Here is a 15,555-nt window from a genome sequence, read left to right as displayed (position 1 = left end):
TAGCGATTTGTTATGAAACTTTCTTTCTCAGGAAGAAAAGTGAAAAAATGAGAGAGGAGAGAAGTAATTAATGAAAAACAATTATCGCTACTTTATTATTTTTATGATTGTTATTATAACAATCATAAATTACATAGATAGAGGAGCACTTTCATACGCTCAGGCTGAAATTATTCAAGAATTCAACTTAAATCCCGTAAGCTGGGGAGCAATTTTGGGGTATTTTGGCTATGGTTATATTTTCGGTGCCCTATTCGGAGGAGCGTTGGCAGATAAGAAAGGTCCTAAGTTTATGTGGATTCTTGCTGGAACCACATGGTCTATATTTGAAATTGGGACAATATTTGCTGGTCACTTAGGTGCAGCGTTCTTTGGGGGTTCTGCATTAGCTGGTTTTGCGGTATTTCGTGTTTTGTTTGGACTGGCTGAAGGACCTACTTTATCTACAATGAACCGAACGATGGCAAATTGGGTATCTCCAAAAGAAAAAGGTTTTTCTGTAGCACTTGGCTTAGTTGGAACTCCAATTGGAGCATTAGTCACCGCACCTATCGTAGTGGGCCTTTTAACGTTTACTAATTGGAAGGTAACATTTATTATTCTTGGTCTGTTGGGTTTTGTTTGGGTATTAATATGGAGAAAAATATTTACAAATTTACCTGAAGATCATCCGAGAGTTTCAAAAATTGAACTTCAAAAAATTCGAAGTATAGATAGTTTAATAAAAGGTGAATTACAATTAGAAAAAACAAACTCCAAAAATGTTCCTTGGTATTATTTTTTTAAAAACCCTACATTAGTAATGAATGCCATTGGGTACTTTGCATTTTTGTATGTCAATATTCTATTACTAACTTGGACTCCAAAATATTTGCAAGATGAATTTAACTATTCTTTAGCATCTCTTTCATATATAGGTATGATTCCATGGGTAGGTGCTATTATTACAGGATTAGTAGGAGGAAAAATTTCGGATAAGTTACGTGAGAAAACTGGAAATTTACGTATAGCCAGATCCTGGTTCACAGTAGTTTGCTTATTTTTTACAGCTATTTGCTTTATGCTAATCCCCACGGTTGGAAGTGCGACCTCAGTACTTTTATTAATGTGTATAGGTAATGCCTTTAATTACCTACCCAATTCGATCTATTGGACAGTTGTTCTTGATACAGAGCCTAATAAAGCCGGAACTTTTGGGGGAGTAACTCATTTTATTGCAAACCTGGCTACTATTATTGCGCCTACACTAACAGGAAGCCTTGTTGCGGCACATGGATATAATGCTATGTTTACTGCTGCTGCCATTGCTGTAATAATTGGAATGGTATCTATGATATTTGTAAAACCAGGACAACGAAGCCATATATCGGATATGCATAATGAGGAAAATATCATATTATAGTAACCATTATTCTTCTATAGGATAAAGAGCTTCTATCAAAATGAGATACCTAATTTATGAACGAAAGAATATAAAACCATGAAAATAAATAGCTGTTAACAAACATGCTTCTTAATAAAACAATAATTTTGTTCTACTCTACTACCCAGATATCGATTTACTTTATTGTATGCTTATAAACATATATTTTCTTATATCAAATTATTACTACAGGATAGCCAAGATTTTTATTTATCAATATCACACAAATTTTTGAAACATAAGAAAAAGCCAAGGCTTTCTCAAAAAAGCGCTTGGCTACTTATTTATCTCTTCATTTACTTTGAACTTTGGTTAAAATCTTACTTAGTTAGATTTTCTGAGAGTAAGTAAATGGAGAATAGAATTAATACAAGCTCCTTTTCAAGGTATTACCAAAAAATTATTAGAATATTACTCCAGTTGAAGGAGAGGTAAATTTCTTATGGCGGAACACAAATTTAAAATGGATGATGCTCCACTTAATAAGTTTCATTTAAAGATTACTGCACTTACTTTTGGGTCTAATTTTACCGATGGTTATGCTCTTGGTATTATTGGTATAGCTCTTGCTCTAATTGGACCAGAAATGAAACTTAATTCCATGTGGGAAGGGCTAATAGGCAGCTCAGCTTTAATTGGCCTCTTTTTAGGTAGTCTAGTGCTTGGAGGGTTATCCGATCGTGTAGGTAGACAGAAAATATATTTGTTTAATTTTCTAGTAGTTGCTATTGCCTCTGTTCTACAGTTATTCGTAAATGGTCCAGTAGAGCTATTTATTTTGCGTCTAATAATAGGATTTGCTCTAGGAGGTGATTATGCCGTAGGCTCAACCTTACTTGCAGAATTTGCGCCTAGAAAATACCGGGGGATCTTACTAGCTTCTTTAAATGTGCTCTGGACAGTTGGGTATGTTGCTGCGACCATAGTCGGCCACTATTTAGGCTCAAATGACAACGAATCATGGCGGTGGATGCTTGCTACATCGGCAATTCCTGCAATTATCGTACTGCTATTAAGAATTGGTACACCTGAATCACCAAGATGGCTTATTAGCATGGGACGTAATGAAGAGGCACGCCAGATTGTTAAAAAATACATTGGGGTAAACGCAGAAATTGATGAAAAGATAACAGAGCATCAGCAAAACCAAGGATATCTATCACTTTTTAACAAACAAATTTGGAAGCGCACTACTTTTGGAGGAATATTTTATGTTTGCATTGTTATTCCTTATTTTTCTATTTATACCTTTTTGCCTTCAATATTAAAAAGTATGGGATTATCTGAAAATTTCACAGTAGACCTTTGGCTAAATATATTTCTAATTGTTGGATCGTTGGTTGGACTTTGGCTTATGGAAAAACTTTCTCGGAGAAGTTTTACCATTGGAACGTTTGCATTGATGACCATAAGTTTATTTATGCTGAGTATTTTACAAAGGCCTGATATTTTACTTATCACTTTGTTTTTAATGTTTACTTTCATTATATCAGCAGCTTCGAATCTAACATTGACATATCCTGCCGAACTATTTCCAACTGAAATACGCGGGTCGGGAGTAGGTTTTTTGACAGCTTTCAGCCGGATCGGATCTGCTGTTGGAACGTTTCTGCTGCCTTTAAGCTTAAATAATATGGGATTAGGTGCAACAATGATCGGAATGTCTGCGATTTTATTATTAGGTACTATTGTTTCAATTATGTGGGCGCCTGAAACAAAATCTCTTTCTCTAAGTGAAGCAAGTAATCCTTTAGAAGATAACCCTTTACATGTAGAAGATAAGACAACTCTAAACTCTATGAATCGTAAAGCTTAAACAAAATAAGGTCAGCTTTTGCTCTCTTATATAGACATTAGATTCTAAAAAGCTAGCACTGTAGAGAGGGAAAGCTGACTACAGGAACTTACTAATAAAAATTAATTTCAGATTAAATACCATCACATTGAGGAGGAGTAATCTTGATTGAAGTAAGAGAAACGAAGGTAGTAATTGAAGACAACCTTACCATTAAGGATCTGGTAGCAGTAGCAAGGCATCATGCTTCTCTAGAACTCTCTGAGAAAAGGAAGAAGTGTATTATTCAAGCAAGGAAATTAGTAGAGAGATTTGTAGAAGAGAATCAAGTTATCTATGGAATTACGACAGGTGTAGGAGAAAATTCAAAAGTTAGAATTTCAACAACCGAGTCTAAAGAAATGCAAAAAAAGTTAATCATGAGCCATGCTTGTGGGGTAGGCGAGCCGTTAAAACCAGAACAGGTCAGAGCTATTATGGTTATGATGATTCAAAACTTTTCACAAGGTTATTCAGGCATAAGACTAGAAACAGTGGAGGCTTTAATTAAACTATTAAATAAAGGAGTTACACCGATTGTTCCTAAAGAAGGATCTTTAGGTTATTTAAATCATCAGGCTCATATTAGTTTAGTTCTTCTTGGAATGGGTGAAGCGAAATACAAAGGGATAGTCATGAGTGGAAAAGAAGCTCTTCAGTCCATAGGTATTTCTGAACTTGAATTGCATGAAAAGGAAGGACTTTCTCTTATTAATGGAACGGTTGATATGACAGGGATTGGAGCCTTAGCAATTTATGATGCTATGAATTTGCTTAAATCTGCTGACATTATATCTATGATGAGTTTTGAGGCTTTGCGTGGAACCTACTATGCATTCGATCCAAGAATTAGCCAAGTGAAGCTTCATCCAGGACAACAAAAAACAACTTCAAATATACATAAAATTATTAATGGAAGTAAAATTGCTGAGACATTTAAGGAGTATAGAACCCAAGATGCCTTAAGTATTCGATCAATTCCTCAAGTGCATGGAGCCTGTAAAGATGCTATGAACTATGCAAAGGAAGTGGTGGAGAGGGAAATGAATTCAGCAACTGATAATCCTCTGATTTTTCATGAAGGAGAAAAAGGGGTTGCTATATCTTCTTCCAATTGTCATGGTGAAGCAGTAGCTTTAGCTATGGATTTTTTAACAATTGCTATCTCGGAGTTAGCAAATATTTCTGAAAGAAGGGTTTTTCGACTTTTATCCCCTCAGCATAGTGAATTACCTCCTTTCTTAGTTGAGAAGAGTGGGGTGAATTCAGGGTATATGATCTCACAATATGTGGCGGCAGCATTAGTCTCTGATAATAAGGTATATTCCCATCCATCTTCAGTCGATTCGATCCCTACAACAGCAGGACAGGAAGACCATGTAAGTATGGGAACATCTGCTGCTTTGAAAGCGTTGAAGGTTATTTCCAATACAGAGAAAGTCCTTGGAATTGAGTTAATGTGCAGTGCCCAAGGTTTAGATTTTCTAAAGCCTTTAGAATCAGGAATGGGTACAGAAGCTGCATATCAATTACTTCGACAATACGTTTCGCCACTAGAAGATGACCGAGTCATATCAGAAGATATAAACCAATCGGAAAATTTAGTCCATACAGGAGCACTGGTTAAACAGGTAGAGATACACATAGGAGAGTTGCAAGTCTAAAAAAGAATTGGTATGAACTATTTCTCTACTTAATATAATATCTCTTAACTGAATCTATGTAATGAAGAATCCTTGGGGCAGTGAATTTCCGCCAAGGATTCTTTTTCCATGTATATGCTAGTTCCTATAAAAAAGTAGGATATTGTATTCTTTTTTATCTATATACTCCATAAAAAACCCCTTTGTAAGGCTTCTTATATCTAGATAAAACAATCTTCCTAGAATTAAGATAATAATTCATAAAAACTAAGTTACTCTTCATAGTAGTATCCATGACAACTTTCATTAAATTAATACTTGTCTTAATCAATTATTAAACTTCCCCTCTATATATTTTTAAATTACAAAAAGTAAAAATATATTTATATATATGCTGTAACCTACCTGAAATAGTATCGTTATAAAAAGAAACACTACTGCCTCCTTCTTGTTATAAAGATATGTTACGATTTGTTAGGTCGGTATGGCATGTTTCATCATGCATTTCAGCTCATAAAAAGATTCTTCTTTCCTTGTCAGGAGGAGGGAGAAATCTTTTTACATCTATCAAATTTACCCACTATCTATCCATACCAATCTACATGCAAACATAAAGTAGAGGTTCACTTTCATAGATGTTAGAATCTATCTTTTGTTTGCGCATATTTTTATATGTGTCTTTTTCTTTCTCCTATCTGATTTCTTATTCCATTTGCTCAAAATTAGATAGGAGCTCTTTTTGTAGGCTGAAATTTTAGCACTCTAGGTTAAGTTGATTCTAATTTCACCAGAAGAGGACTGTGTTATCGGTTTTGCTTCCCTATGTTGTTTAGTAGAACTCTTATATTTCTCCATAAGTTCATGAATACTTGCTACTTGAATAATCCGTATATGCCCTGAAGACACTGCATACCGAACAGGCGTAATCAGAATAACCGAAGGGAAGATAGGTGATCGACCTTCTGGTTGCCAGTGCAAGTCATTCCACTCATCCGAAAAGAAAAACTCCTCATAGAGGGTGACCTTCGCCTGCATCTTCTGCTCCGAATACTGATTTCTCTGAATTTCAATCCAAAACGGAGATCCTTTAAAAATACAAAACAGGTCTGGTTCAATGCCTCCTTTTCGTCCTGTGGGCTTATCTTCGACAATAACCTGTTTAGGGGCACTATACGTACACATTTGTTTATAGATATCTAGAATTGAAAGGAAATGTAATATTTTTTGAGAGTTCTTTTTAATCTTCGCATCCACAGGTAAATATACCGTTGGGGAATACTGCTGAGTGCGTTCAATCAGCCCTAACCGATATAAACGTATCATCACACTATTACAGGCATTAATAGGCGATTTGAGCTGTTTAAAGAACAGTTCCACTAATGAGTCTCGATCTACAGCCCGAAACTGATTAATAAACCCAATGATGTCTTTATCACGCTGAGATAACCGAAAGCTCATCGCTGTTCCTCCTTCTCTAATAATCCGAAGATAGGCTGTGATACGACCTCCAGTTGAGGTTCAGAATCTTTTACCCGTGTTTTATAAGGAGAAAGCATTTCTTTACACGCTTCTTCATCTAAAAAATACGCTTGAAACTCTTTGACTTCATCAATTTTAATTTTCATACGCCCCCTGGCTGCGGCATCAATTTCTTCTGCTCCTATCACCCCGGCTACTTTCGCATTTGTGGCATCGGCCTGCCTTCCAGAGATGCGTACCCGTAAGTTAGCCTTTAACGCTGAATTTAATAAATCAGCATCCGGACGCTGCATGGCAATAATCGTATGAACACCTAGCGCACGACCTTGACTCGCAAACTGTTGAATCATCTCTACAAGGTCCGTTTCTCGTTTAATGATGCTCATTTCGTCTAAGACCACTACAATCCGAGGCAGCTTAAAAGGAAGTCTGCTGATATGTGTCACGCCATGCTCTAACAGTAAATCGCCCCGTCGATACATTTCAGCGCGTAACAATGCAAAAGGCTTTCGCATGTCTTTTGCCTCAAAACAAAGCGCATCGACGTGCTCAATTCCATGAAATAACCCTAAATCGGCTCGTTTAAGGTCCACTAAGATTAAGCGTAAATCTTCAGGCGAGGCATTCTTCACCCATGTGGTCAGAATCACGCGCATTAAGCTGCTTTTTCCAGCACCAATTTCGCCAGAAATCAGTAACGTTTCTAAATCCGCAAAATCCCATGAAACAGGGTTTCCATAGATATCTTGACCAATGCATACTGGAAGCTCCATTTTCTTAATATGAGGATGAATTGAATCATATTGATAAGTAAGCATCTTCGGTAAGCTTTTGTGATGAACCGTGATACTGAAATTCTTCAGGCTGCCGTTTATTTCAATGTTGCTGCCTAATACTTGTCGTAATGCCCACCTTTTTTTCATTAAAAGATCAGGATCAATCCCATTTAGTAAGGAAAAAGCGTACCGAGTGTACGTATGATGGTTATCGATTTGATGAATTTTCGGAAACAGATAGGAGGTACGGTCTCCACGTTTCACCACCCGGTAAATCTCCGCCGTACGAAACGCTTTTATCAATTGGCCGCGCAATTTCAGTTTTTCAAACATGAACATTCCTCCTCAAAACATAAAGGTCGCAAAAAAGTAAATCAAGGCGCTATAAAAGGTAACAGGCAAGATAAAACGCATCACCTTTGCGAACTGATCAACAAGGTCAATGACACCCCATCGCTCTAATATTCGTTCAATGATAGCAATCCCTAAGACAATGCCTCCTATGGTTAGAATAGTGGGGTCAAGCATGGCTAGTGGACTAAACGGTACAAAGGAATACGCCTTGAAAGGACGAGGTCTCGTGAGAGATGATTTTTGGGATGGAGGAATGATCTTTCGAAAGGTCAATCCTTTTGTTTTTCTCATGTTGATACCTTCTTTCATTCGTTCAATTTTTTTGCCTTTAATTTATGCATGATTTCAGCTCAACGCATCCGGTCGCCCCCTTCGCCTCTTCGGCTCAGCTCCCTTACAAGTTCCATGAAGGGCTTCACTAAGCGTATACAGCTTGTATTAACGCGGTAACAATACTGAACTAGATACTGATTAGGTAATGGAGTTATGATTCTTTAGATACTATGTAGCTACTGCAGTAAGCTTGCCTGTCCACTCCAAAAATAAAAAAGACCCCTTACCGAAGTAGGTAAGGGGTAGATGGGTATGTAAGAGGTGCTTGGCTTTTATATGCTGGGGGTTGTCCTAGTGGTTTATTTTTTTATGAAATAGACAAGAAATCGCAAGATGTCCTCCATTTAAGAGTGAAGCTAAACAGCATAGCTTTAATTGAAGTACATATTTTGTAATCTTATTTTCTTAGATAAATAATTATTATGTTTCATATAAAAAAGGGAACACCTGCTAACGAGGAAGTTCCCTTTTTATTTCGCCAGATAAAAATACATCAAAACAAAGATTAAAGAAATTGGCTACAGTGGGGGCAAAGTTTTTTTCAAGCGATCACTGTTACATAATCTATAGGAGTTGCATTGAATAAAATAGGACTAGCTACCAGCACCTACGACTAAAATGTTGGATTCGCAGCGCAGCTCCCCCATACTACTCCAGAATTAATCATAACTCCTTGATAATCTAACCTCTATAAACACTAGCACATGTATCAGGTTTTGGTTCATAATAACAATGATTTTTAAATTGACCAGATGCAGGTTGACCGTACCATGTTGGAGGGCACGGAGCATGTGGATTAAAATACCAAAGAGCAAATTTCGCTGGGTGTTGTCTCCAATAATCCAAATTCTGCTTTGCTAATCTTTTTTCAACACCCCTCGCTCTTTGATAAAATACATTGCCTTTTTGAACAGCTTCAAACGAATAATTCCCCCCCTGTACTTGATAAATGACTTGTGAAACGGTTCTTAAATTTTTAAAGTCTATACAATTTGCTGCAAGACGATTAACTATTACATTTCCGACATATAACATCCCTAGTCTTCCTTCACCCTCAGCTTCTGCTCGCATCATTCTTGCCATTAAGTTAATGTCTGCACTTCGGTAACTTACTCTTGCCATTTATTCACCCCCAAAATATAGTATGAAAAAAAGCTTCTATTGATGTCATTGTTTATAAGATAGCAATGCCCAGTTTTTACATAACAATAAAGTCCATTATATACGTTATAACGATCGATAGAGCGTTGTTATTTTGCATAACGCGAGTATAACTCTTTAACGAAATGAATATTTACAACGTTAAAATTCTTCCAAGATTAAACTTTATTTTTAATATAAATCAGAAACTTATTTTATAAGAATTGAGACTGCACTATACATTAATAATAAAGCCATAACTACATTAAACTGACTTCTATACTTTGAGAGGAATTTTTGAAAAAATGAACCAAATAAACTCCAACAGAATGTACTCATAAAACCAATAAGAGCTAGAAATAGCGAATACATTAGTAAGCTAAAGTTTGAATTGTGATATGGAAGGATGAAGGTTGCTATAGCTGTTATACCATATAAAATGCCTTTTGGATTTATAAATTGTAAGATCATCCCCATGAAAAAACTGTTATTCCGGTCTTCATTGTTATTTTCATTATCCCCTTTACTACGAATAATTTTTATAGCTAGATACATCATATAACCTGCACCTAGGATAGTCATAAAAAATTCAATTTTTGGAATAAAATTCTTGAGTAAAAGATTAAGATAACTACACAACAACATGACTATAAGGAAACCTGCACCTACTCCTACACAAAACTTTAATGTCTTTTTCAAACCATATTTGTTAGCGAATAACATGGCCATAATATTATTAGGACCAGGGGTAAAGCTGGTTACAAAGACATATAGCAAGAATGATAATACTGGCATATTTGAACCTCCTCTAATATGTATATTATAATGTTCAAAAAGGACAATATAACGTCGTGCTTTTTATTTTACAATACAGTCGTTATATTGTACATAGCTATAGGAGTGTAATTATGGAGGAAATAAATCTTATTGTCGCTAAAAATTTGAAGGGATTTAGAGAAAGTAAGAAATTAAGTCTCGAAAGAGTCTCAGAATTAACTGGAGTAAGTAAGACTATGATAGGACAAATTGAAAGAGGAGAATCAAGTCCTACAATTACAACCATTTGGAAAATAGCCAATGGATTAAAAATTTCTTTTACTTCATTAATAAATAATCCGCAACCAGATACAAAAGTCATTTCAAAAAATGAAATTCAAATATTCTCTGAAGATAACGGGAAATATCGGGTTTATCCTTATTTTCCTTTTGAGGACGATAGACGCTTTGAAGTTTATTCTGTAGAGATAGAAGAAGGAGGATCCCTAGAGGCTGATTCGCATAGAGAAGGAACGGAAGAGTTCATAACTGTCTTTGAAGGAGAACTCACTATAAGGGTAAATAGCAATGAGTATATAGTAAATAGGGGGAACGCTATTAGGTTTAGAGCTGACAGGCCTCATTCTTATTATAATAGTGGTAAAACATTAACTCGATTAAGTATGATTATTTATTATCCAGTTTAAATCTCTTTTCTCCAGAACAAAATTTCATTTCTGCATTTACTATTTAGTCGACGAGCCCTACATCCAGGTGAAGTCTATCAAAAATGGATTCAAGTTCATATATAAGCTATTTGGAATTGCATGATAATCTGTAATTGAACAGGTCATGGAGGTTCTACATCTCCATCAAATAGTTTTGTACCAGAACCAAAAACTCAAGGATAGTAACTTAATTTTTGAAATTAGGAATAGCAAAAAAATAAAGATTACCTTATTATCTAATAGGTAATCTTTTTATTATTAATTTCACTGGCGTCGAAGATTATTGATTTCCTCTTGTGAAAGACCTGTAAGGTCACTTATCGTTTCATTGTCTATTCCTTTATGAATCATACCCAGAGCCATAGTTTTAATGGTTTTTTCTACTCCAATTCTCTCTCCTTCTATTTTCCCAAGGTTTTCAGCTCTTTTTAAAGCTGATTTTTCATCTAATAATGCCTTTTTTCGGGCCTCATACGCTAATAACACTTCTGGGTCTTGACTGACACGTTCCCATTCATCCATTGCCTTTTTCAATACCTGATCTTCTTGCATTGCAATCTCCTCCAATACCTGAGTGATTTCTTCATCTTCAGATGCTTCAAGTAATAATAACCATCGCACAAGTTGATCTTCTCGTGGATCTACCTCTCTGTGACGCCACTTAATTAATAGCTTAGGTAGCTCCATAAAATGAATTTCCAGCATATCGGTTAAGAGTAATTTCTGTTCTCGCTCATATAACTGAAAGGTGGAATGATAATCCGTGATATGCGATAAATAACGGAAGTTTATAATGTTGATGGTAATCGTTTTACAAAGCTCTCCATAGTCCATGCCTTCTTTCATTTGACTACTATACATTTTGGACCAGTAATAGAGCGTTCGTTTTTCCATGTCATGTTTATTATTAAGTTGAATTTCAATGTTGACACGACTTCCATCTTCTAACTGCGCGTGTACATCTAAAATTGAACGTTTATCTTCTTGGTTTTCTTTATTAAAATGAGGATCTAATAACTGAACCGTCTGAATTTTTTTCTCATCTGGAAAACGAAGCGCTGCATTTAAAAAAGCAGCTAAAATAGATTCATTTCCATGTGTGCCAAATAACGATTTAAACGCAAAGTCGACACGTAAATCTAATCGTTTCGTCATAATGTCCTCCATCATCTCCATGTTTGTTATTAGTATACCATGACTGTATAGGTTCTTTCTATTTCATGCTTTATAACGTAATAAAGTGCCCATCAGGTACCTCTCTTCCTTCATTATTATTAATAATGATAAAAAATTAAAAGCTAAAAGCTCTTAAGTACTTCTGTTAAAATAACACATCAAAAAAATAATTCTCTTTTAGATAAAGTTATATAATTGATAAAATGTAGGTAAATGATCGTTTTAGTATTTTACTTAAATTATAAAAGGCACTTGCTATATGCAAGTGCCTTTTGCTACGTTGATATTTCTAAACACCTATTATAAAAATAGATGCTCTTAAAGAAGTGACGAGTTCATGTCAGAACACCACGTCATCTCTTATTATAGATCAAATTCCTTTATCCTGATACTAAAGTACAATAGTAAAAATATTATTTAGATCACCTTAAGTCCAACTCTAACAAAAGAGATGGTCTTCGAGATAATTCAATGTTAATCATTAGAAGCTTATTGAAAAGATTTTAGGGTTTATTCACCTTGAAAAAGCTCTTTCTTTGCTCCTGTTTAACGCGTTTTAAGCGCAACTCTATTTTTTTATCTAACGTTTTATGTACGATTTTGATGATTGTACATATAAACAGTAAAGTTACAGTTATAATTACAGATCGCGGTACGTGAAAGCAGAAACAAAGTATAGCTACAAGTAGGGATATAGCACAAATAAAATTGATTATCCATTTTCTACTTCTATGAGCTTCAAGGTTTCTTTCAAGCAACTGCTTTTGTCCTTCTTCTCTTTTTGTACCTTCTGAATTATTGTGTGTAAGATTCATCGTTGTTTCTCCCCAAGAAAACTAATTTTGTATAATCTACGTATTAGTTTGTTCCTAAGATGGCGCCTTCTCGGAACAAATAATCCATAATTTTTTCCTTTTTATTATAAATTAAACAATATTAAAAGTCATAACTAATTTTGCACAAAATATCCAATGAGTGAACCTTCTGTCTGCTAAACAAGAGTAATTTTAAATTTTATTCCTCTCTTCCAAGGCGATAGCATAGTTGGATAGAACAAAAAGAAAAAACTACTGCTCCTGTTCAGTAGTTTTCCCTGTTTAGAATAGGAAATTTGGTGTGATGCCTCACGGCGTCTTGAGTAGTTTGTTCAAAGGGGTAAAAAGTATGTCCATAAATAAGTATATTTTAAAATTTATTTGAATTTATGTTTTAAAACATATAAAAAAGGGAACAATAACTTAATTTTATTCCAGATAAATTTCAAATAAGAAAAATGGTTAATATGTTGAAAAAACTGTAATAATGAATCTGGAGGGAAGGTATGTCAATTAATAAAGAAGTTTTCTATCGCGGTAAACGATTTAAGATTATTCATATTTATAGTTCTGGTTATTGTGAGCTTAGAAAAGTTAACGATCCTTTTAAAGTAGAACTAGCTTTATTAAATGATATCCTACTAACGGGATAATGATTACTGCATATTCTTATTTAACTAACCAAACCGAATTAATTTGATTTTTATTATTAAATAAACATATTAATCATTTTTTTGATAAAAATAGAAGCCAAATTCTTTATATATAAAGAATTTGGCTTCTATTAATGTTGATGATGCGAACTAAAAATGTATATCATATACCGCGTAAAAATAGAAAAATTCTATTTTACAAACAATTAGTCATTATTACGTTTGTTGTTGGAATTGCTACCCTTTTCACCGATTTCCTGGTAGAATTCCTTATCATGATTTTTAGCTGTAGCTTTGCCACCCATTCTTCCAGCTTCTTCACGGCTCATTTTGTCATTGTTTTTATTAGTTGTCATTTTACATGCCTCCTAATAATTTTCAATATATTTTTTATCTTCCACGTTAAAAAGGAGCTAAACTATTTATCTTTATTTTCCTAATAATTGATAATTATTTCCTTTTTTTCTTATTTTGTAACTCCTTTTTTTGAAAAATCTCACTTATATTTGCTGATACGCTTTCTTTTAATATTAGGGGACCTATTCTATAAATTACATTATGCTAACTAAAAATATATAATTTTTCGACTGGACTACCTCATTAATGTCTACAGTTTTTGTGTTTTATTGTAATTTTTTGATATGTTTTGTAGAAAACGTTTTCATTCTATCTTATATTGCTCATAATATTTTTTGTTGGCTCTATCTTTTTATTATGGACCTACTAAATTTCCTAGAGATGAAAAATTCCGATGAGGTGAGAAAAAGCTATGTTAATGGTAGTCAATCCAGTAGGTCAAATAAAAGACTTACAAAAGTGTATTGTGAAAAAAAGGAAAGAATTAATTGATTTAGGTAGCAATTATGGACTTTTAGACGAAAAAACAATTAACTGTAGTCAAGATTTGGACAAACTTATAAATTTGCATATGAAATCTTATTCTAGTTCAACTAACATGTTTTTAGATAACGGAGAGGGGTTACCTAGAACAGGACACTCGTATGGTAATTATAAAGTTAGTGATTTCAAATATGAGGTAAAAGTCGTTGAACTTGCAAGAAGTAATATTCGTTTTTGTTCTGCCCAATTGATTGCTCATTCAAATCTAGCAACATTTGGAGTATGTACTGCTTTAGTTCTAGTTGGTAATGGAACTAAAGCAGGTTTTGTTGCTCTTCGAAATTTACGACAGTTAACAACTCATTCGTGAAAATCTATCTTTTCTAACAACGCGGTAACGTTACTGAATTAGCTACTGATTAGGTAATGAAGTCGTAATTCTTTAGATACTATGTAGCTACTGCAGTAAGCTTGCCTGGCCATTCAAAAAATAAAAAAGAACCCTTACTTGCAGTAGGTGGGGAGTAGGTAGTGATGTAAGAGGTGTTTGGTTTTTATATGCTGGAGACGGACTTAGTCGCTTATCTTTTTCATCAAATGGACGAGAGATCCAATGATGTGCCAACGACTAAAGTAGAACGTGATGAGGTTTAGTGGGAACATGACAAATTGTATGTTCCAGATTGATTCTACAAAAAGAATAGCGTTTTTTATGTTTTGAGGACAGGATTTTTCCTTGTCTTGATGTGCATGGGAAGGTATTCTAATTAGAAAGAAAATAAGCTCCTTTTTCACTAATCCCTTTAAAATCTTCTTTAGTAAAGCCGTAAATCCCTCGTGGGATAACGGCTGTTTGACATATGTCTTCTTAACATTATTAAGATAAAATGTGACCGCCTTCCACATGAAGAACGGTTCCAGTCACAAAACTATTTTGGAGCAAGTATAGTACGCTTTGTGCAACGTCTTCAGCTCTTCCTATTCGTTTCACAGGCAGTTTGTTTCCCACCGTAGCATAGAAATGGTTACGGGGTTCTTCTGGCATTTTGCTGCGGGAAGGTGTATCAATAATACCGGGTGAAATGATGTTCACTCGGATCGGAGCAAGTTCTAATGCCAAGGTCTGACCTAAATTCGAAACGGCGGCATTGACTGCACCTAGAATTGACGAACCAACCATCGATTTGTAGGCTACCACCCCAGAGAATAAAGTAATCGAACCGTGTGGTAAAATTTTTGGAGCACCATATTTAGCTGCGTAGTATTGACCCCAAAATTTGTTTTCAAACAATTGCCGGGCTTGGGCTGTATTTGTGTGTAGGAATGACCCACCGGATGTTTCTGCCGCGCTCACCACAAGGTGGTCGAACTGGCCGACTTTTTCAAAGAAAGATTGAACTTGCTGTTCTTGAGTTGTATCTAGTATAAAAGCCGTGGCCCTAGCTCCTAGTTGCTCTTTTGCATTCTGTAATTTATTTTTGGAACGGCTAGCAATAATTACTTCTGCTCCTTGAGCTATTACTTGTTTAGCTGTTTCAAAACCAATCCCTGAGCTTCCACCGATAATCACAATTTTTTTACCTTTTAACATGTTTTTACCTCCTC

At 34.9% G+C, this 15,555-nt stretch carries 15 protein-coding genes; 6 read left to right on the top strand and 9 right to left on the bottom strand.

Annotated features, from left to right (window positions below; all coding sequences use genetic code 11):
- Positions 1-70: 70 nt before the first annotated feature.
- From MKY06_RS28470 to hutH, 3 genes are all read left to right on the top strand, one after another.
- A complete protein-coding gene (locus MKY06_RS28470) occupies positions 71-1,402 on the top strand; it encodes an MFS transporter (protein WP_280167662.1) in 1,332 nt (443 codons plus the stop codon).
- A 463-nt stretch (positions 1,403-1,865) separates the two neighbouring features.
- Positions 1,866-3,239, top strand: a complete 1,374-nt coding sequence (locus tag MKY06_RS28465; protein WP_053488394.1) for an MFS transporter — start codon at positions 1,866-1,868, stop codon at positions 3,237-3,239.
- 143 nt (positions 3,240-3,382) lie between these two features.
- A complete protein-coding gene (gene hutH, locus MKY06_RS28460; RefSeq protein ID WP_029325556.1) occupies positions 3,383-4,921 on the top strand; it encodes a histidine ammonia-lyase in 1,539 nt (512 codons plus the stop codon).
- A gap of 741 nt (positions 4,922-5,662) precedes the next feature.
- Here the strand turns inward: hutH and MKY06_RS28455 are convergent.
- The 5 genes from MKY06_RS28455 to MKY06_RS28435 form a co-directional block, all read right to left on the bottom strand.
- The gene (locus MKY06_RS28455; RefSeq protein ID WP_280167663.1) at positions 5,663-6,358 is read right to left on the bottom strand and encodes a hypothetical protein; all 696 of its coding nucleotides are present in this window, start codon (positions 6,356-6,358) and stop codon (positions 5,663-5,665) included.
- Entirely contained in the window at positions 6,355-7,488 is a 1,134-nt protein-coding gene (locus MKY06_RS28450) for an FtsK/SpoIIIE domain-containing protein (protein WP_029325554.1), read from the bottom strand. Before MKY06_RS28450 ends, MKY06_RS28455 begins: the two co-directional genes overlap by 4 nt.
- A gap of 12 nt (positions 7,489-7,500) precedes the next feature.
- Complete coding sequence (locus tag MKY06_RS28445) at positions 7,501-7,800, bottom strand: hypothetical protein (protein WP_029325553.1); 300 nt, start codon at positions 7,798-7,800, stop codon at positions 7,501-7,503.
- Between the two features lie 723 nt (positions 7,801-8,523).
- Complete coding sequence (locus MKY06_RS28440) at positions 8,524-8,964, bottom strand: cell wall hydrolase (protein ID WP_029324142.1); 441 nt, start codon at positions 8,962-8,964, stop codon at positions 8,524-8,526.
- A 228-nt stretch (positions 8,965-9,192) separates the two neighbouring features.
- Complete coding sequence (locus MKY06_RS28435; protein WP_029325552.1) at positions 9,193-9,777, bottom strand: LysE family transporter; 585 nt, start codon at positions 9,775-9,777, stop codon at positions 9,193-9,195.
- A 113-nt stretch (positions 9,778-9,890) separates the two neighbouring features.
- Here MKY06_RS28435 and MKY06_RS28430 point away from each other — a divergent pair, with 113 nt between their 5' ends.
- On the top strand, positions 9,891-10,445 hold the full coding sequence (locus MKY06_RS28430) for a helix-turn-helix domain-containing protein (RefSeq protein ID WP_029325551.1): 555 nt from the start codon (positions 9,891-9,893) through the stop codon (positions 10,443-10,445).
- A gap of 285 nt (positions 10,446-10,730) precedes the next feature.
- On the opposite strand, the gene MKY06_RS28425 is transcribed toward MKY06_RS28430, so the two are convergent.
- Together MKY06_RS28425 and MKY06_RS28420 are read right to left on the bottom strand one after the other, a co-directional pair.
- Entirely contained in the window at positions 10,731-11,621 is an 891-nt protein-coding gene (locus MKY06_RS28425; RefSeq protein ID WP_029325550.1) for an Rpn family recombination-promoting nuclease/putative transposase, read from the bottom strand.
- A gap of 524 nt (positions 11,622-12,145) precedes the next feature.
- Entirely contained in the window at positions 12,146-12,457 is a 312-nt protein-coding gene (locus MKY06_RS28420) for a hypothetical protein (protein WP_029325549.1), read from the bottom strand.
- Between the two features lie 506 nt (positions 12,458-12,963).
- Here MKY06_RS28420 and MKY06_RS28415 point away from each other — a divergent pair.
- Positions 12,964-13,110, top strand: coding sequence for a hypothetical protein (locus tag MKY06_RS28415; protein WP_013060133.1), 147 nt, complete (start codon positions 12,964-12,966; stop codon positions 13,108-13,110).
- Positions 13,111-13,316: 206 nt separating this feature from the next.
- Here the strand turns inward: MKY06_RS28415 and MKY06_RS28410 are convergent, their stop codons facing one another.
- On the bottom strand, positions 13,317-13,466 hold the full coding sequence (locus MKY06_RS28410; protein ID WP_029324117.1) for a general stress protein B: 150 nt from the start codon (positions 13,464-13,466) through the stop codon (positions 13,317-13,319).
- Between the two features lie 413 nt (positions 13,467-13,879).
- Between MKY06_RS28410 and MKY06_RS28405 the strand changes: the two genes are divergently transcribed.
- A complete protein-coding gene (locus tag MKY06_RS28405) occupies positions 13,880-14,320 on the top strand; it encodes an aspartyl-phosphate phosphatase Spo0E family protein (protein WP_029324119.1) in 441 nt (146 codons plus the stop codon).
- 507 nt (positions 14,321-14,827) lie between these two features.
- On the opposite strand, the gene MKY06_RS28400 is transcribed toward MKY06_RS28405, so the two are convergent.
- The gene (locus MKY06_RS28400; protein ID WP_029324124.1) at positions 14,828-15,541 is read right to left on the bottom strand and encodes an SDR family oxidoreductase; all 714 of its coding nucleotides are present in this window, start codon (positions 15,539-15,541) and stop codon (positions 14,828-14,830) included.
- Positions 15,542-15,555 lie beyond the last annotated feature (14 nt).

It is taken from the genome of Priestia sp. FSL P4-0332 (assembly GCF_038005845.1).
Lineage (GTDB): Bacteria > Bacillota > Bacilli > Bacillales > Bacillaceae_H > Priestia.
This window is presented reverse-complemented; position numbering and strand designations above follow the sequence as displayed.

Bases quoted from the DNA above. Each gene is read 5' to 3' on its own strand.
- MKY06_RS28425 (WP_029325550.1), bottom strand. From the start codon at position 11,621: ATGACGAAACGATTAGATTTACGTGTCGACTTTGCGTTTAAATCGTTA.
- MKY06_RS28415 (WP_013060133.1), top strand. From the start codon at position 12,964: ATGTCAATTAATAAAGAAGTTTTCTATCGCGGTAAACGATTTAAGATT.
- MKY06_RS28450 (WP_029325554.1), bottom strand. From the start codon at position 7,488: ATGTTTGAAAAACTGAAATTGCGCGGCCAATTGATAAAAGCGTTTCGT.
- MKY06_RS28420 (WP_029325549.1), bottom strand. From the start codon at position 12,457: ATGAATCTTACACACAATAATTCAGAAGGTACAAAAAGAGAAGAAGGA.
- MKY06_RS28445 (WP_029325553.1), bottom strand. From the start codon at position 7,800: ATGAGAAAAACAAAAGGATTGACCTTTCGAAAGATCATTCCTCCATCC.
- MKY06_RS28470 (WP_280167662.1), top strand. From the start codon at position 71: ATGAAAAACAATTATCGCTACTTTATTATTTTTATGATTGTTATTATA.
- MKY06_RS28435 (WP_029325552.1), bottom strand. From the start codon at position 9,777: ATGCCAGTATTATCATTCTTGCTATATGTCTTTGTAACCAGCTTTACC.
- MKY06_RS28430 (WP_029325551.1), top strand. From the start codon at position 9,891: ATGGAGGAAATAAATCTTATTGTCGCTAAAAATTTGAAGGGATTTAGA.
- MKY06_RS28410 (WP_029324117.1), bottom strand. From the start codon at position 13,466: ATGACAACTAATAAAAACAATGACAAAATGAGCCGTGAAGAAGCTGGA.
- MKY06_RS28455 (WP_280167663.1), bottom strand. From the start codon at position 6,358: ATGAGCTTTCGGTTATCTCAGCGTGATAAAGACATCATTGGGTTTATT.
- MKY06_RS28440 (WP_029324142.1), bottom strand. From the start codon at position 8,964: ATGGCAAGAGTAAGTTACCGAAGTGCAGACATTAACTTAATGGCAAGA.
- MKY06_RS28405 (WP_029324119.1), top strand. From the start codon at position 13,880: ATGTTAATGGTAGTCAATCCAGTAGGTCAAATAAAAGACTTACAAAAG.
- MKY06_RS28465 (WP_053488394.1), top strand. From the start codon at position 1,866: ATGGCGGAACACAAATTTAAAATGGATGATGCTCCACTTAATAAGTTT.
- MKY06_RS28400 (WP_029324124.1), bottom strand. From the start codon at position 15,541: ATGTTAAAAGGTAAAAAAATTGTGATTATCGGTGGAAGCTCAGGGATT.